This window comes from Micromonospora sp. NPDC050980, assembly GCF_040653835.1.
Classification (GTDB): Bacteria; Actinomycetota; Actinomycetes; order Mycobacteriales; family Micromonosporaceae; genus Micromonospora.
Window position 1 is genome coordinate 252,399 of sequence record NZ_JBFAGS010000003.1, and the last position, 15,437, is coordinate 267,835.

Here is a 15,437-nt window from a genome sequence, read left to right on the forward strand (position 1 = left end):
TAACGTTCACACAACGCGGCCGTCAACGACTCCATCGCTGGCCGGCCGCGCCGGTGCAGTCCTGGATCTGGACGCGCGTGCCGTTGCCCGTGCCGCCGCCGAGCACGCCCAGGCAACGACCGGAGCCGACGCCGGTGATCGTGCCGTCGGCGTTGAGCAGCCACCGCTGGTTGGACTGGCCGTGGCAGTCCCAGATGATCACCGAGCTGCCGTTGGCCGTCGCCGCGCCCTCGACGTCGAGGCACTTGCCACCGAAGACGCGCAACTCCTGCGCGGCGGTCGCGGTCCAGGACTGGTTGCTCCGACCGTGGCAGTCCCAGACGATCGCCGTCGCGCCGTTGGCCTGCGAGGCGCCGTTGACGTCCAGGCAGCGGCCGGAGGCGACGTTGCGGATGGCCGACGCGCCACCGGGCGGTGGCGTGGTCGAGCTGGCCGTCGGCGTGGGCGTCGGGCCGGCGCCGTCGAACTGGGTGAAGAACCGCCACACCTCGGTCTTCGTCCAGGTGCGCACGCCGCTGTCCCCGCCGCCGTCCACCGGCCCGGGGGTGTGGCCGCCGTCGAACGCCGCCCAGACCACCGGGTAGCCGGGTCGGCAGCCGGTGTAGGCGGTGGTGATGTGCGTCAGGCTGCCCGCCCTCGGCTCGGCCGGGCTCTGCGGCGCACATCCGTTGTTGCGCACGAAGGTGTCCCGCAGCGACCGTCCGGCGGAGATGCCGAGCACCGGGTCGCCGATGCCGTGGATGCCCAGGTAGGCGATCGGCTGGGTGCCGCCGGCGCAACCGCTGAGCTGGCCGCCGGAATACACCGCGACGGCCCGGAACACGCTCGCGCGGGCACAGGCCAGGGCGTAGCTCATACCGCCGCCGTAGCTGAAGCCGAGCGCGAACCGCTGCGTCGTGTCGACGCACAGGTCCGCCTCGATCAGCCGGATCATGTCGTCGACGAAGGTGACGTCCTGGCCGCCCGGGTTGGCCCAGCCGTTCCCGTTGCCCTGCGGCGCGACGAAGATGGCGCTGTTGTTCGCCTGCTGCCGCAGCCCGTAGTAGGACCACGCCTCCCGGTCCGCTCCGCCGGAGTCGACGTCGCCCGCGGTGCCGCCGTTCCAGTGGAACCCGAAGATCAACCGGTAGCCGTGGTTCCGGTCGTAGTTGTCGGGGATCCGCAGGATGAAGCTGCGGTTCTGGCCGCCACTCTGGATGGTCCGCGCGCCGCTGGTCAGCGTGGGCGCCTTGCCGCACCCCGCGGTCGCCGCGGCGGCCGGCGCGGCGCCACCCGCGGCGCCGACCACTGTGGCCCCGGCCGCCGCCACCACCAGGATCGCGGCGGTCACGAGGGGCCGGAAAAGCTTTCGGTGTCTTGCCATGATGCGCTCCTTCGCCATGTCGGTGTGCACCGATTCGGGATGAGGGGCTGCACCATGCCACCGACCGGCGGTGGGCGACGGGCACGACGGGCGCGCGGCATGGTCGACTCGGCTGCCCGGACTCGAACCGTCCGATGCCGCCCACCGGAACGCCGCGGCGGGGGGATGTCGGATCGATTCCGGCCGACCCTAGGACGAGGCAGTGAAAGATGTCAATGCCGTGCGTCGCCGAGCAGGGCGTCATGCATCCGTCGGGCCAACCATGCCTGGAAGGACTCCTCGCTCCAGCCGCAGCGCAGGACCAGCGCGTGGTAGTGGGCCGGATCGTTGTAGAACCACAGCTCGTCGACCGCCTGCTCGGCGTCGCGGCCCGACGGTGGTGGCCGGTCCAGGGCGTCGAGCCGCTCGACCACCATCCGGGCTCCGGCCCGCCGGTTGCGCAGCAGCGTCTCCCAGATCTCCGCGAGTTCCGCCGTGTCGTCGGCGGCGCGCCGCACGACCTCGAAGATGCGGGCGGCCCGCCGGCCGATCAGGGTGCAGACGGCCGCGTAGGCGGTGAGGACGCCCGCCGCGTCCGGCGCCTGCCACACCGGCCGGAACCAGGGGCGTTGGGCGACCGGCACCGGCTCGTCGTCGCCGGCCAGCGCCTCGTCCAGCACCTGGCGCAGGAGGGCCCCCTTGGAGCCGAACGCGGCGAAGACGGTGGGGCGGGCGACACCGGCCGCCGTGGCCACGTCGGCGAGCGAGGTCGCGCCGTAGCCGCGCGCGACGAACAGGTCGGTCGCGGCGCGGACCACCGCCTGCCGGGTGCGGCGGGCGTTCTCCTCGCGCAGGCGGGAGCGGTACGGGCGGGTCGGCTTCTCGCTCTTGACGTCATCCATGTCTGCGTCATAATAGCCGTACATTCATCAGACCAGCGGCTATCGAATATGACGCAGGAATATCCAACTCCTGCTGGACCTCGATCCCGCACACCATGAGGAGGCGGCATGGCCGTCCACCCGTACCTGCGCCGCCCCGACGAGGGCACGGCGTACTGGTTCCTCGGCAACCTGGTCACGGTCAAGGCCGACGGCGGCACCACCGGCGGCCGGCTGACGGTGGCGGAGTTCGTCAACCCGCCCGGCTTCGCACCACCGCTGCACCGCCATCATGTGGAGGACGAGATGTTCTACGTCATCTCGGGCACCGCGCGGTTCGAGTGCGCCGGGCAGACGCTGCACGCCGGCCCCGGCGACTTCGTCCTGCTGCCGGTCGGCGTGCCGCACACGTTCCTGGTCGGCCCGGACGAACCGTTGCGGGCCCTGCAGATCACCACTCCGTCCGGCTTCGAAGGGTTCGCGGCCGACGCCGGCGAGCCCGCCGGCGAACACCGGCTTCCGGATCCGGCCACGATCGACCCGGTGTCCCTCGGCCACGCCGCCGCGCGGCACGGCATCGAACTGCTCGGCCCGCCGCCGCACGCATGACCCGGCCAACGATCGACACGGGAGGAACCATGACCACCGCATCCGCCGCCGCGACGCCGCCGCGTCGACAGCGTGCCGTCCCACCGGACGGCCGGCTCCGCCGGGCGACCGCGGCACTGCTGCTGGGCCTGTCGCTCACCGCCTGCGCCGACGGCCCCACCGGCACCGACGCCGCGCACCCGCTTGGCGCGAGCGGGTCGTCGACCCGTCCCGGCACCGTCGACGATCCGGTGGACGACTGCGCACTGTTGACCGACGCCGAGGTCACCGCAGTCATCGGCGCACACGGGGGCGGCGTGGCGGGAGCCGACGGGTGCGTCTGGGAGAACCCCGACACCGCCCACTCGATCACTCTCTCCGTGGGGCTGACCGGCACCGCGGCAAGTGGTTCCCTGCCTGCACCGGACCCGGTGCTCGGCACCCCGGAACCGGGGCCGGACGGCATCCGCTTCGTCGTCGGTGCGGCCGAGTTCGTCGCCGGTGACCGCGTCTGCACCCTCCGCGTCGTCACGTCGGTGACGGACGATCGCGACCGGCCGACCATGGTCCGGCTCGCCCGCTCGGTACGCGACCGGCTGACCAGCGGGGTCCGATGACCGCCGGCCCGCGCCCCGCGCCTCCGGCGCCACCGAGGGCGGCTCGATCGGGTTGTGGGAGGCACGGCGTAGCGCGCGTTGGTTGCGGCACGACGGGACGTGTCCGCCGACCGGTCAGCGCAGAAGCAGGGCGACACCGACGATCAGGGTCGCAGCAGGAGCGATGGCGAGAATGATGACGCGGTGGCCGGTGGACGTGACCGCGAGCCAGCCGGCGATCACCCGGTCGACAGCGAACAACGGGCGGCGTGCCAGCGCCCGGTGGTAGCCGGGCTCAGACCATGCCAGCATAATGACGCAAAGCGTTCCAAACAGTGGCGGGACACCCCTGTTGCATGGAGCCGGCACCATTCTCACTGATAACTGACGATGCTGTCGTTGATCCGTCAGAAGAAGTGCGGGCAGGGCGGACTGACCCCATAGTCGGGAATCTACTACAGTCGGCGCCCGCTTCTTCGGGCGTCGGAGCCGCGGATCGTCGCCGACAGTGAGGGGCGGGCGAATGGGAGCATCTCGGGAGCAGAGCGCATCGGGCACGTCCAACACCACGGGTAGAGTGTTCCTCGGCGTCGGAAGCCTCTCTCTCCTGATGGCCGGCATCGGCCATGCGGTCGACCTGTTTACGGCCGCACAACTTGGAACGGACAAAATCCTCACGGCTGCGGGCCTCGGAGTGATGCTACTGGCCCTCGGCCTGCTGGAAAAGAGACTGAGACTACACGGGAGCCGCGCGACTGCATTCGCCGCGATTCTCGCGTTCACCCTTGCCGCTGGCGTTGCTGGCGCGGGTCTACGCGGAGTCTTGCATGCCACGGCAGGCCGTGCTCCTGAACCATCAGCTTGCAGTGACGACAACGAAAACGCGGCCCCCGGCACCTACGCCCTCCCCGCGCCGAATCACACCGAATCAGGGGATCTTTCCTTCTGCCCGGTTGACCTCAACGACGGCCATGCCGTAAAGGGCAGATACACCCTCTCCGGCTCTGCCGTCGGGACGGTTCCGAAGGGCAAAGAGGTTGCGCTGGTCATGCAGCCTGACCCCAGCACGTGCGACACCAACGGAAACCCCGGCACCGGGGACTACTTCCTCATGCGCCGCTTGAAATTCACCAACGGACGATCCTTCTGGCAAATCGACGGAAGACTTCCGTATCCAGAGTCGAGTTCCATTCGAAGGATTTTCCACTACGTCATTGCTCCGCCGGCTGCAGTCGATGCCCTTCAGCGGCACAACGACGACAATTCGAATGACCCCGACTATCCAGGCATGCCAGATCCGCCGAGGAATCTTGACAAGGTTTCTACCTTCGCTTTCACGCCAAGCGGATCGCCGAGGCGCTGCTGAGGCCAAAGCGATACGCTCATCGCGACGATCGGTCATCTCCTCGATCACCCTTCGGTGATCCGCGGGCCGGAGATCAAGATCAACAAACCGGGTGGCCTCGGTGCATTCGTCGTCGTTCACCTGCGACTCCCCGCCGATTTCGTGCCATGGTGGTCGGGCCCACAAACACGCCGCCGAACTCCGGCTGGCGAAAGGACCACACGCCACGAGCCGGTCGACTACCGCCTTGACCGGTACGGGTGGCGGACTGATCACCAGGGTCCATCTGGCCGCGGAGTCACGCCGCCGGCCGATGAGCCTGCTCGTCACCGCTGGGCAAGCCGGCGACGCGCCCCCGGCCGGAAGCAGTCACGAAAGCCATCGCCGTGCCCGCCGAGGACCGGCACGTCCACGGCAACACCATCGTGGGGGACGCAGGCAGTAGCCGCTCCTTGAGCGGGAGGCATGCCCCTTGACGACGTACTTGCATTTTGCAAGCATGGCTCCCATGAGCCTCTTCATCACGTGCCCGGTCGAAAGCGTCGAGCGCGCGACCGCCTTCTACACGGCCCTCGGCTGGGCCCTCAACACCGAGATGTCCGACCACAATGTGTCGTGCTTCGCGATCGCGCCCGAGCAGTACGTCATGCTCGGCAGCCGCGAGATGTACGCGAGCGTCGGCGGCGTCGAAGAGCTGATCGGCGGACCTCAGACGCCCTCGAAGGTCACGGTCTCGTTCAACCTGGGCAGCCGCGAGGCGGTCGACGAGCTCGTTGACCGCGCCGGGGCTGCCGGCGGGCGGATCGGTGACACCGACGACTACCCCTTCATGTACCAGCGCCAGTTCGACGACCCCGACGGCTACCACTCCTCACCGTTCTGGATGAAGACGGACGCCGATCCGACCCGGTGAGCGACCTCGCCGCGGCCCTCGACATTGTCGGAGCACGGTGGGCTCTGCTCATCGTGGAGCGGCTGCTCGACGGACCACAACGCTACGGCGATCTGCAGCGTGAGCTCGGCGTGCCGACGAACATGCTCGCGACCCGCCTGCGCGAGCTCGAAGCGGCTGGGGTGCTGATCCGCCTACCCCTTCGACACAACACCCGAGCCTACGCTCTGACCGACCGTGGGCTCGGCTTACGCGAGGCGATCGTCGCACTCGGCAAATGGGGCAAGAACGACGCTTGAGGTCAGTCGGGCGCACTCTTTCGGCCACGTCCGGACACCACGCCCCCTGCGGCGGGTACCCGGCTGAAGGCGACGGCGAGACTGACGAGGCCGATCTCGCCGCCTGGCGGAGCGCCATCGCCCGATTCCGGCGTACGGGATCCTGGTACGGCCGCTGGGGAACGTGCCAGGTGTGCGGGTGTGTCCTACTGCCGGATACCGCCGGCGACCGGTGTCACGAGCACTCGGCCTCCGGCTGAGCCCCCTCTACGCCAGGAACCGCGCGGATCGCGGCCATGAGCGCGCATCTGATCACAGCACGAGCGGCCGGAAACAGGATGCGAACTCATCCCGATGGCCAGCCGGCCGCTCGGCTCCGGACCAGGGCCCGATCGTGCATCGGACCAAGAGTGCATGACTTTCGCAGCGCACGCTCCGCGGCGCGATGACCTCGTTCGCCTCCGCCATCCACGTGCTCGCCAGACCGACTCGCCCGGCAGAGCGAGCAGACGCCCGCCATCATCTGGATCAAGCCGAGGTAGCAGCGGACCGCCAAACCGTACCCGTAGGCCACCGACTGACTTGGACACGAGCTGCGTTCCCCCGCTTTGATGGAGCGGTTGACCAGGTGAGTTCAGGACGACGTCCGGAGCGCCGGTGCGTACGGAGTCATGACGGTTGCGTGACAACCTCGGAATTGGCCTCCGTGCCGGTTTGCGTCCCTGCCGGTGCGGGGCAGTCATCAATTGAACCCAACCGGCGGTGCAGGGTGGGCTTCACCGACGCCGGCATGGCGATCGTCGCCGGCGCCCGATCTCGCAGCCATAGCCGGGCTCAGCCCTTCGACTGGTGGGAGTTGTTCTTCATGTACGTAATCAAGGAACGCATGTTCGCCCTCGGTGACGACTTCGACATCACCGACGACGACGGCCGGCGGCTGTACCACGTCGACGGCAAGGTCCTCACCCTGCGCGACCGGCTGGTGATCGAGGACCCCTCCGGCACCGAGGTCGCGGCCGTGCACCGACACCTGATTGCGCTGCGGCCCACCTACGAGGTCACCATCGGCGGAGAAAAGGCCGCCGAGGTGCGCCGGCACTTCTTCACTCCGTTCCGGGAGAAATTCACCATCGACATCCCTGGACCGGACGACCTGAAAATCAGCGGCAACCTGCTCGACCACGAGTTCACCGTGGAACGCGACGGCCGGGAGGTCGCCACGGTGTCGAAACGCTGGCTGAGCATCCGCGACACGTACGGTGTGCAGATCACCGACGGCGAGAACCACCTGCTGATCCTGGCGAGCGTGCTCGCCCTCGACCTGGCCATGGCCCGCAAGGGCGAGGACGAGGACGAGGACGACAAGTAGCGTCGATGGGTGTGGCGGTGGGTTCGCCCCCTGCCACCCGACACTCACGGAGTGACCGCTGTTCTGCTGGGCGATCGACTCGGCGCAGGCCTGCGCGACCGCGCCGCTCATCAGGCAGCGGGATCTCCGGTCGGGCAGGTAGCAGTAGGTGCAGTCGAGGTTGCAGAAGCTCGTCGCCTGCACGACCAGGGTGTGGAAGCTGCTGGCGATCGCCGGCTGGCCGGTGGCGTTGATGAGGCCGATGCCGTTCACGACGGGGCCTCTTCGATGCTGAAGTCCGTGGGGGTACTGACGCGGTAGGCGTGGGTGTGGCGGGGCGGCCAGCCGAGGAACCGGTCGAACATGTCGGCGACGCTGCCCGTGACGCTCGGGTTCAGCCGGTGCAAGTCGTCGATCGCGTCGTGCAGGCAGCCGGCCAGGTAGAGGAACAGGCTCACCGGCACGTCCCGATACTCGGCCAGCAGCGCGAGCTTCGCCGCGCCGCAGGGCCACGGCTGCCCGCATCGGCGGCACAACCACAGCGGACGCAACGGCAGATGCTCCACCTCGGCCGCCGCGAGCCGGTTCACCGAAAGACGACGCTGCTGCCCGGTCACCGGCGAACGCCCTCGCGGGCCTGCTGCGCGAACAGCCGACGCCACACGAAGGTGAGCAGCGGCGGATCAGCGGGCCACACCTGCCCCGGCGAGGCCGTCCACCTGGGCTCGGGGCGCCGCGCCTGGCTGGCCATAGCGTTACGCGAGACGTACACCGTCATTCCGCCACCCCCACCAGCGACGACGAGCGGCGGGCCCGCCCGGGGAAGGACGAGCCCGCCGCCGCACCACGGCGGCCGGAAGCAGACCGCCGATCACCCACCCACGCAGCCCTCACGGCGGTACGCAGGCGGGGCTTTGGCCGCACGCGTAAGGGAGCGTCACCCGATGACGCCGGCTTTGGCGTTGGGCAAGACTCTTGCCCAACGGCGGTCACGTCGTTCATCTCGAACTCCCTGGCGTGAGGCTGCAATTGGGTGCCGGCCGCCTACTCAGGAGAGCGATGCACCAGCACGATCAGGTTCGCTCGGTCAACGTGGCGATGGGGATGTCCCGGCGGTGCACTCACGGTGCACCTGCGAGCACGGCGCGTGCAGCTACGATCGTGCGGCTGACAATTGTCTGCAGCGAGAGGACGTGCCATGGCAGCGGTGACGACCTGGACCGGCCGGGAAGCGAACGCCCTGCGTCAATCGTTGCGGATGAGCATTACCGGCTTCGCCGAGCACTTGGGAGCGGCCCGCCGGACGGTGGCCAAGTGGAGCAGCCAGGGCGAGAAGGTCCATCTGCGTGCCGATATGCAGGCGGCCCTGGACACCGTGCTGGCGAGGGCGACCCCCGAAGTTCGTGAACGCTTCGACGCGCTGCTCGGTTCAGGTACCAACGGTGCACTTGCGAATCCCACAGCGCCGACCGATCCGGCTACCTACACCCATACTGGCGAAGGCAGCTTCCACGACCTCGACTCGGACGGCGATGTGCGGCGCAGAGATCTCCTAACAGGTGTGACGATCAGCGGTATGGCCCTGTCGAGGGTTGCAGCGCTGTTGAACGCACTGGTCGCACCGACCCCTTGCAGCACCGAGTCAATCGCCCTACCACTTCGGCAGTTCGCTGGAAACGTCGCCGCCACCAAGATCGACTATCAGGCCTGCCGGTACCAGCAAGTTCTCGCCGGCCTCGTGGCCATGCTGCCCGCCCTGGAGCCAACCCGCGCGGGCACCCAAGGCGAGCAGCGAGCGCAGGCAGAAGCCCTGATTAGCGACCTCTACCACGTCGTCGGCAGCGTGCTACTCAAGGTCGGGGACAAAGGCATGGCCCTGGTCGCCGCCGAACGCAGCAGCCGCGCAGCCCTGCTCAGTCAGGACCCGGTAGCAGTGGCCACGAGCGCCCGGATCATGACCCACGCTCTCATGAGCAACGGCCACAGCAAGCAGGCGCAGCAGCTCGCTGAAGTCGCGGCCGAGAACCTCCGACGCGGCACCGGACTCGCCTCGACAGACGCGGTCGCCGTCTACGGCGCCCTGCTGCTGCGCGGTGCCATCGCCGCCGCCCGCGATGACAACCGCGACATGGCAGAGGCCATGCTCGGCGAGGCCTCCCACGTCGCCGGAAGGCTCGGCTACGACGGCAACGACCGGTGGACCGGATTCGGCGCCACCAACGTCCTGCTGCACCGAGTCAACATCGCGCTGACCCTCGGAGACGCTGGCACCGCCATTACCCTCGCCCGCCAGGTGCCGCTGGACAAGATCGACCTCGCTGAACGCAAGACTGCACTCTTCGTCGACGTGGCCCGTGCCTACACCCAGTGGGGCCGCTACGAGCACGGCCTGAACGCGCTGCGGAGCGCCTATCAGGTGGCACCAGAAGAGATCCGGTGCCGGCCAGCGGTACAGAGCATCGACCGCGACCTCGCACTCCTCACTCGCGGGCACGTTCGTACCGCCGTCATCGACTTCGCCCAGCAAGCCGGAATCCGCGTATGACTCGCGGTCACCTGCAAATCGTCGTCTGCGCTGCCGGGCCCGCCGCAGACGTGACCCGACTGGTCGCCACCGCGATCCAACAGTCGTGGACAACGGCCGTCACCGCTACCCCCAGCGCCGTCGACTTCATCGACGCAGAAGCGATTGAGCGGCTGACCGGGCACCCGGTCCGGTCTACCTACCGGCCGTCTGGTCGGACCCACCGCTCGCTCCCCGTCGTGGACGCGCTCATCATCGCCCCTGCTACCTACAACTCTGTCAACAAGATCGCCCTCGGAATCGCCGACAACTACGCCCTGACGACAATCGCCGAGCTGATCGGCCGGCAGGTGCCGACAGTGGTCGTCCCGTTCGTGAACGCCGCCTTGGCTGCCCGCGCGCCCTTTCAACATGCGGTGGCGGACCTCCGCGACGAGCGCGTGAGGGTCTTCCTCGGGACCGACGACGGGTGGGAGCCTCACCCAGCCGGCAGCGGCAGCAGTCGCCAGAAGGCGTTCCCTTGGACGGCGGCATTAGACGCAGTGACCGGGATGGCCAGCGGCGTGCCTGCCAGCAGTAGCGATCAGGGCTGAGCCCGTTCCCCTTACATTCAGCGCTTCTGGGATCAGCGCAGGCTCCGAGCGCCACGACCTGTCCAGCCCGAGCCTTGGTCGCCGGTCTGGGACGGAAGCGAGTGATGCAGATGAGGGAAGATCCGTCTATCAATAATCCGTCGCGCCCAGCAGATGAAGCAGATCTATAGGTTCCCACCAGGCAGAACGCCCACAGAACGTGGAGGCCCCGAGTCGAGCCGCCCCGACCCAGTCACACATCCATTGGCATCCATCGTTGCCCGACATAGAGTCACTGGCTAGTCACACTGAGCGCAAACGACCGGGCGGCGACTTGCGGATGATGACCAACACCCATAGAGCCAACTGCGCAAACGCCCAGAGACCGGGCTGCACATGCTCCGGCTGCGGAGGCTCACAACACGGCTGGCAAGGATGGGTATCTCTGGCCGCCGACCGGCCAGAGAAGCGCGACGACCGGCGGCGCGAACTCAAGGAGAAGGCAGAAGCGGACCAACGAACCGGACGCCGGAGTTTCAACGCCTACAACCGCCAGATCTACTTCGACCTCGCACGCCTGGACATCGCCGACTACCTGTGGGCCGCCGATGGCCGAACCAGAATCAACGGCCGACTGCCACGCGATGTTGAGCCAACATCGATGTCATCAGACCTTGGCCGGATGGACACCCTTGCCCACCAGGTCATGGAGAACCCGTGGGACGAGATCTCAGCCGGCATAGACAGCCTCGTCCGGAATAAGGCTGACGCCAGGGAGGTCAAGAAGCGCCTGGCTGATCACACATGGTGCAGTCTGCTGGTGGCCCTGATCCAGTTGATCGAAAAGATCAACAAGGCCGTCGAACTGCTGACGGATACCGCCAAGCAGTTCATCACCGACGCGTTGTCGCGGCGGTTCGATTCGGGGCTGCCCCGGCTGGTGACCGACGCCGTCATCCGCCTTGTCGTGGACAAGGTGTGGTCAGCCCTGGCGAGGCTGCTGGAGGCTCACTTTCCCCTCCTCGGAACAGACACCCTGCGCGTCCTGAGGATGCTGGCCATCTTCACCTGCCCCTCGATCGAACACCACCCAGAGGTCTACAAGCACGCCGTCCGGCCGCTCATGGGCGACGGGCACGAGATCATCGCGGACGAGATCAAGACGCACGTGGTCACCCTCTTCAGCGCGTGGTGGCGGCGGCGCGCCCCGGAAGCTCTGGCCTGACGCGCCCCGGACACGCCCGGCCCCATCAAGCCCGGAAAAGAACCGGTGGTGCGCGCCGGACGTACACGAGACCCGCGTTCAGTCCGGGCAACACCGGCCCGGTCCAACGGCTCCCGAGCACCCACCGAGCGACCATCCACAACCGCCGGACACGAAAAAGGCCCCGACCCAGTGAGAACCACCAGGTCAGGGCCTTGCTCGTTGGTGCGCCGCCAGGGACTCGAACCCCGAACCCGCGGATTAAGAGTCCGCTGCTCTGCCAGTTGAGCTAGCGGCGCTCACCGACAACGGGACGGAACGTTAGCAGCCCCCGCATCGCCCCCCGCACGCAGGGGGCCGTGTCACCGCAATGCCACTGTGACCTGCCCGGTCGCGGCTCCCGACGGGTCGACCAGCAGCACCCAGACACCGGTCGTCGGCAGCGTCGTCGTCGCGATCCCGCCCGCGCCGTTGATCACGCAGCCGGTGGTGAGCGTGCTGCCGTCGGGTGCGCGCAGCGCCAGCATGCCGCACTGGTCGGGCAGCGTCGCGGCGGTCGCGGTCACGGTAACGGTCGTGCCGGCGGCGGCGGTGAATCGGTAGCCGGTGACCGCGCCGGGGCGGTCGACGACCGCGACGACCGCCGGCCCGCCGGCCGTGATCGTCGCGTCCCGGTCCCGACCGGTGACCAGGCGCAGCGTGGTCGTGCCGGTGCCGCGTTCCACCGGGTCGACAAGCACGGTGTACGTCCCGTCGGCGGGCAGCAGCGTGCCGTCGATCTCACCGACGCCGTTGATCACGCAGCCGCTGCGCAGCAGTTGTCCCGCCGGATCCCGTAGCTCCAGCGGGGAACACTGGTCGGTCAGCGTGCTCCCGGGTGCCTCGACGTAGATCCGCTCCCCCGCGCGGCCGGTGAACCGGTAGCGCGCCCGGGCGCCGGGCTGCTCGATCGACGCGGTCACCGCCGGGCCGTTCGGTTGCAGCGTGCCGCCGCTGTCGCGGGCCAGGTAGACCCGGACGGCGGCGCGGCCGGTGTCGCCGGGAACGGCGGTGACCCGCAGGGTGTACGGGCCGGTGGCGGTGAGGTCGACGCGGTCGACGCGGCCGTACCCGTCGACGTTGCATCCGCTGGCGATCTCCCGCCCGCCCGGGTCGACGAGCAGGTACGGCGAGCAGCGGTCGGCGATGCCGGGCGCGGTGACGTCGACGAAGACGGCGTTCCCGGCGCGCCCGGGGAAGGTCAGCGGCTCGCCGCCGGGGGTGAGGCTGGCGGCGGCGACCGGCGCGGCGGCGATCGGCGCGACGACCGGCGGGCTGATCCGTTCGGTGGTGGCGCCGGCGACGGCGAACTCGGGCCGCCCGCTCACCGCGACGTCGAAGACGCAGTCGGCGAGCGGGCCGGGGGCGGTGACGCCGGCCCACCGGCACATCCGTTCCGCGGCGGCACGCCGGACCGGGTCGAGTCCGCCGGCGGTCACCTCCCGCTCGGGGAAGCTCCGGTCGGTGAACGTGCCGGTGTCCTCCCCGTCGTCGTAGTGCAGCAGCGAGCGGTCCGGGGTGATCCGCCAACTGTCCGCGTGGGCCGGGTAGAGCGTGGCGAACGGCACGGGCTGGGCGAGGGCCGGGCCGGTGGCGGGCGCGATGTCGTCGGCCGGGTCACCGTCGAAGTCGCCGAGCAGGCCGCGTACCTTGCCGGCCCGGGCCTCGGCGAGCCGGACCAGCACGCGGTAGCCGTAGCGGCCGATCTGGTCCACCGCCGCCGCGGAGCCGTCCGGCCACGTCACGTCGTATCCGTCGGTCTCCGCGGTGTCGGAGGGGCGGCGGGTGAGGGTGCCGCCGCCGGTCAGGTCGGTGCGGTCCGGCGGCGCGGCGAGCGGCTCACCATCGACGTGCACCCTGGTGGCGCCGCCGGTGAGGGTGAGCGCGACGCGGTGGGCGCCGACCCGGAACGCGACGGCCGAGTTGACCGAGGCGGTGCGGGTGCCGGCCATCGGCGCCTGCCGGACCTGCACCTCCAGCGGGTCACCGCCGGTGGCGACGACGAGGGTGAACTCACCGACGGCCTGGAAGTCGTAGGCGGCCCGGTCGAAGGTGACCAGGTGTGGATCGCCGTTGCTGCCGCCGCAGTCGGCGCCGTCCTCGCAGAGCTTCACCGGCCCTTTCGGCGGGGGCGTCTTCTTCGCCGGTTTCTTGCACTCGTCGAGGCTCTTCGGCAGCGGGTTTCCCTTGTACCGGGTGCGTGGCGGCAGGCCCTTGGCCACCCGGTAGCGGTTCTCCGCGAGCGTCGCCCTCACCTCGGCGGTGGGGATCCCGGTGCTTCCGCACTGCCCCGGCGGGACCGCGTCGCGGGAGATGTCGTCGGCGTGGTTCAGCTCGTGGTAGAGCGCTGCGCAGGGGTCGCGGGCCACCCCGTCCTCGTATGCATCGGTGGAGGTCGGGTTCCAGGTGACCGTGGACGAACCCGTGCCGTCGGCGCTCTCCGGCGTCTCGAACGCGCCCGAGCCGCCGGTGGTGGGGATGATCCGCACCTTTGGCGTCTTCTTGTCCTTCAGCCGGGGCAGCAGGCCGGACGGGTCCCCACCCGGCTCGGCGAATCCCCTCAGGCAGCCGTCGACCGCGGCCTGGAAGTCGACGCCGCTGACCGGCACGCCGGAGGTCGGGTCGACGGTGTAGTCCGCCCGGGCCGGCCGCGCACCGCCGCCGAACGGCGCGCCGACCGCCACCAGCAGCAACGCCACGGCGGCGGCCGGTCGGCGGCGGGACCGGAGCAGGATCACGAGCGCGGCCAGGAGCAGCACCAGCAGCAGCGCGCCGGCCGCGGGCCGGAGCCAGCGGCGGCCGGGCGGGCCGGCGTCGCCGACGGTGAACGTGGCGGTCCGCAGCGCCGTCGCGCCCGGGCAGAGGTTCGCCGCGCCGGTGACCGGAAGCGTCACGTAGCCGGCGGTGACCTCGTAGCGTCCGGGGGCGCCGACCGGCCAGAGCGAATCCAGACCGCCGCCGTCCGCGGTGGCGGCCACCGAGCGGAGCACGACGTCGCCGGGGGCCTCGCCGTCGTGCAGCCGGACCCCGGTCAGCGCCACGCGCGCGGTCGCGCCGGGTTCGACAGTGGTCAGGCCGGCGGTGGCGGAGGCGGCGATCCCGTCGTCGTGGAAGCTGCGGGCGAGTGTCGGCGTGAGATCGCGCCCGTCCCGGCGTACCCCGGTGATCTGGACGGTGCCGACGGCGCTGGTGGGCAGCGCGCACGCCGACCCGGTGGAGTTCGTGACGGTGAGGTCCAGGCGGACCTGGTCGCCGGCGCGGTGGTCCGCCTGCCCCGGGCGCAGCGCCAGGCCGAGGCCGTCGTCGGCGGGCGCCGCGGCGGTGCTCGCCGACCCGGCCACCAGGGCCGCCACCAGTACGGCGAGCCCGGTCGTGGATCGCACCGTCCATCTCATGGTGGGGACTGTAGGGGCGTGGGCCCGGGATTCCCGGGCACTGTCGGGGACCGGTCGTTCCGGAGCCCGGGTGGCGTCGGGGTCATGTCGCTGGAGGCCATCGTCGCGTTACGGCAGCCGGTGCGCCGGGCGGTCCACGAATACGTCGCCGCGCAGGCCGGGCCGGTGAGCCGCAACGAGGTGGCCGAGGCGGTCGGGGCGCGAAGCTCGGCGGCGGGGACGCCGCCGGCCGGGTTGCGCGCCTTCGTCTACCGGACCGCGCACCTGGAGCCGATGCGTCGACGGCGGGAGTGGTTCGTCCCGCTCGACGCCGAGCACCTGGTGCCGTGGCGTTCTATTGACGCTCGTAAAAGTCAGTCGGCATAATCTCCTCGGAGCCGGGCTGGCCACAGGCCGATCGACCGTGGCCACCGACAGGACATCGCTGCCAGCG

Annotated in this window: 16 protein-coding genes, 1 tRNA gene and 1 pseudogene; 10 read left to right on the forward strand and 8 right to left on the reverse strand. The window is 69.9% G+C overall.

The features are described 5' to 3' along the window. Positions 1–22: 22 nt before the first annotated feature. Together AB0H28_RS07590 and AB0H28_RS07595 are read right to left on the reverse strand one after the other, a co-directional pair. Entirely contained in the window at positions 23–1,363 is a 1,341-nt protein-coding gene (locus AB0H28_RS07590) for a ricin-type beta-trefoil lectin domain protein (RefSeq protein ID WP_358035649.1), read from the reverse strand. Between the two features lie 212 nt (positions 1,364–1,575). After that, complete coding sequence (locus AB0H28_RS07595; protein WP_358035651.1) at positions 1,576–2,244, reverse strand: helix-turn-helix domain-containing protein; 669 nt, start codon at positions 2,242–2,244, stop codon at positions 1,576–1,578. Between the two features lie 108 nt (positions 2,245–2,352). On the opposite strand from AB0H28_RS07595, the gene AB0H28_RS07600 reads away from it, so the two are divergent. Further along, positions 2,353–2,832, forward strand: a complete 480-nt coding sequence (locus AB0H28_RS07600) for a cupin domain-containing protein (protein WP_358035653.1) — start codon at positions 2,353–2,355, stop codon at positions 2,830–2,832. Between the two features lie 29 nt (positions 2,833–2,861). Continuing rightward, positions 2,862–3,428 (forward strand): hypothetical protein, encoded by a 567-nt coding sequence (locus AB0H28_RS07605; RefSeq protein WP_358035655.1) that lies wholly within the window; start codon positions 2,862–2,864, stop codon positions 3,426–3,428. A 114-nt stretch (positions 3,429–3,542) separates the two neighbouring features. Here AB0H28_RS07605 and AB0H28_RS07610 read toward each other — a convergent pair whose 3' ends face one another. Continuing rightward, on the reverse strand, positions 3,543–3,719 hold the full coding sequence (locus AB0H28_RS07610; RefSeq protein ID WP_358035657.1) for a hypothetical protein: 177 nt from the start codon (positions 3,717–3,719) through the stop codon (positions 3,543–3,545). A 298-nt stretch (positions 3,720–4,017) separates the two neighbouring features. On the opposite strand from AB0H28_RS07610, the gene AB0H28_RS07615 reads away from it, so the two are divergent. From AB0H28_RS07615 to AB0H28_RS07630, 4 genes are all read left to right on the forward strand, one after another. Beyond that, positions 4,018–4,773 (forward strand): hypothetical protein, encoded by a 756-nt coding sequence (locus AB0H28_RS07615; RefSeq protein WP_358035659.1) that lies wholly within the window; start codon positions 4,018–4,020, stop codon positions 4,771–4,773. Between the two features lie 487 nt (positions 4,774–5,260). Next, positions 5,261–5,665: a VOC family protein gene (locus AB0H28_RS07620; protein ID WP_358035661.1), complete on the forward strand. Its 405-nt coding sequence runs from the start codon at positions 5,261–5,263 to the stop codon at positions 5,663–5,665. Next, the gene (locus AB0H28_RS07625; RefSeq protein WP_358035663.1) at positions 5,662–5,943 is read left to right on the forward strand and encodes a helix-turn-helix domain-containing protein; all 282 of its coding nucleotides are present in this window, start codon (positions 5,662–5,664) and stop codon (positions 5,941–5,943) included. The genes AB0H28_RS07620 and AB0H28_RS07625 overlap by 4 nt, the downstream gene beginning before the upstream one ends. 769 nt (positions 5,944–6,712) lie before the next feature. Continuing rightward, positions 6,713–7,291: an LURP-one-related family protein gene (locus AB0H28_RS07630; RefSeq protein WP_358035665.1), complete on the forward strand. Its 579-nt coding sequence runs from the start codon at positions 6,713–6,715 to the stop codon at positions 7,289–7,291. 39 nt (positions 7,292–7,330) lie between these two features. Here AB0H28_RS07630 and AB0H28_RS07635 read toward each other — a convergent pair. The 3 genes and pseudogenes from AB0H28_RS07635 to amcA form a co-directional block, all read right to left on the reverse strand. Beyond that, positions 7,331–7,543 (reverse strand): annotated as a pseudogene (locus AB0H28_RS07635) (radical SAM protein); the annotation flags it as partial. Further along, positions 7,540–7,887 (reverse strand): hypothetical protein, encoded by a 348-nt coding sequence (locus AB0H28_RS07640; protein ID WP_358035667.1) that lies wholly within the window; start codon positions 7,885–7,887, stop codon positions 7,540–7,542. The pseudogene AB0H28_RS07635 and the gene AB0H28_RS07640, both read right to left, overlap by 4 nt. Beyond that, positions 7,884–8,048, reverse strand: a complete 165-nt coding sequence (gene amcA, locus AB0H28_RS07645) for a multiple cyclophane-containing RiPP AmcA (RefSeq protein ID WP_358035669.1) — start codon at positions 8,046–8,048, stop codon at positions 7,884–7,886. Before amcA ends, AB0H28_RS07640 begins: the two co-directional genes overlap by 4 nt. A gap of 420 nt (positions 8,049–8,468) precedes the next feature. Between amcA and AB0H28_RS07650 the strand changes: the two genes are divergently transcribed. The 3 genes from AB0H28_RS07650 to AB0H28_RS07660 all read left to right on the forward strand — a co-directional run bounded on the left by AB0H28_RS07650 (position 8,469) and on the right by AB0H28_RS07660 (position 11,591). Beyond that, positions 8,469–9,815 (forward strand): hypothetical protein, encoded by a 1,347-nt coding sequence (locus AB0H28_RS07650; RefSeq protein ID WP_358035671.1) that lies wholly within the window; start codon positions 8,469–8,471, stop codon positions 9,813–9,815. Beyond that, positions 9,812–10,387, forward strand: coding sequence for a flavoprotein (locus tag AB0H28_RS07655; RefSeq protein ID WP_358035673.1), 576 nt, complete (start codon positions 9,812–9,814; stop codon positions 10,385–10,387). Before AB0H28_RS07650 ends, AB0H28_RS07655 begins: the two co-directional genes overlap by 4 nt. Before the next feature lie 319 nt (positions 10,388–10,706). After that, entirely contained in the window at positions 10,707–11,591 is an 885-nt protein-coding gene (locus AB0H28_RS07660) for a hypothetical protein (RefSeq protein ID WP_358035675.1), read from the forward strand. Between the two features lie 202 nt (positions 11,592–11,793). On the opposite strand, the gene AB0H28_RS07665 is transcribed toward AB0H28_RS07660, so the two are convergent. After that, positions 11,794–11,869 (reverse strand) — tRNA-Lys (locus tag AB0H28_RS07665). A 63-nt stretch (positions 11,870–11,932) separates the two neighbouring features. Further along, positions 11,933–15,004 carry a VWD domain-containing protein gene (locus AB0H28_RS07670; protein WP_358035677.1) on the reverse strand — a complete coding sequence of 1,024 codons (3,072 nt, stop codon included), beginning with the start codon at positions 15,002–15,004 and terminating at the stop codon, positions 11,933–11,935. Between the two features lie 84 nt (positions 15,005–15,088). On the opposite strand from AB0H28_RS07670, the gene AB0H28_RS07675 reads away from it, so the two are divergent. Continuing rightward, a complete protein-coding gene (locus AB0H28_RS07675) occupies positions 15,089–15,370 on the forward strand; it encodes a DUF3291 domain-containing protein (RefSeq protein WP_358035679.1) in 282 nt (93 codons plus the stop codon). Positions 15,371–15,437: the final 67 nt, after the last annotated feature.

Bases quoted from the DNA above. Each gene is read 5' to 3' on its own strand.
- AB0H28_RS07655 (WP_358035673.1), top strand. From the start codon at position 9,812: ATGACTCGCGGTCACCTGCAAATCGTCGTCTGCGCTGCCGGGCCCGCC.
- AB0H28_RS07615 (WP_358035659.1), top strand. From the start codon at position 4,018: ATGGCCGGCATCGGCCATGCGGTCGACCTGTTTACGGCCGCACAACTT.
- AB0H28_RS07675 (WP_358035679.1), top strand. From the start codon at position 15,089: ATGTCGCTGGAGGCCATCGTCGCGTTACGGCAGCCGGTGCGCCGGGCG.
- AB0H28_RS07660 (WP_358035675.1), top strand. From the start codon at position 10,707: ATGATGACCAACACCCATAGAGCCAACTGCGCAAACGCCCAGAGACCG.
- AB0H28_RS07595 (WP_358035651.1), bottom strand. From the start codon at position 2,244: ATGGATGACGTCAAGAGCGAGAAGCCGACCCGCCCGTACCGCTCCCGC.
- AB0H28_RS07605 (WP_358035655.1), top strand. From the start codon at position 2,862: ATGACCACCGCATCCGCCGCCGCGACGCCGCCGCGTCGACAGCGTGCC.
- AB0H28_RS07610 (WP_358035657.1), bottom strand. From the start codon at position 3,719: ATGCTGGCATGGTCTGAGCCCGGCTACCACCGGGCGCTGGCACGCCGC.
- AB0H28_RS07620 (WP_358035661.1), top strand. From the start codon at position 5,261: ATGAGCCTCTTCATCACGTGCCCGGTCGAAAGCGTCGAGCGCGCGACC.
- AB0H28_RS07670 (WP_358035677.1), bottom strand. From the start codon at position 15,004: ATGAGATGGACGGTGCGATCCACGACCGGGCTCGCCGTACTGGTGGCG.
- AB0H28_RS07590 (WP_358035649.1), bottom strand. From the start codon at position 1,363: ATGGCAAGACACCGAAAGCTTTTCCGGCCCCTCGTGACCGCCGCGATC.
- AB0H28_RS07600 (WP_358035653.1), top strand. From the start codon at position 2,353: ATGGCCGTCCACCCGTACCTGCGCCGCCCCGACGAGGGCACGGCGTAC.
- AB0H28_RS07630 (WP_358035665.1), top strand. From the start codon at position 6,713: ATGGCGATCGTCGCCGGCGCCCGATCTCGCAGCCATAGCCGGGCTCAG.
- amcA (WP_358035669.1), bottom strand. From the start codon at position 8,048: ATGACGGTGTACGTCTCGCGTAACGCTATGGCCAGCCAGGCGCGGCGC.
- AB0H28_RS07650 (WP_358035671.1), top strand. From the start codon at position 8,469: ATGGCAGCGGTGACGACCTGGACCGGCCGGGAAGCGAACGCCCTGCGT.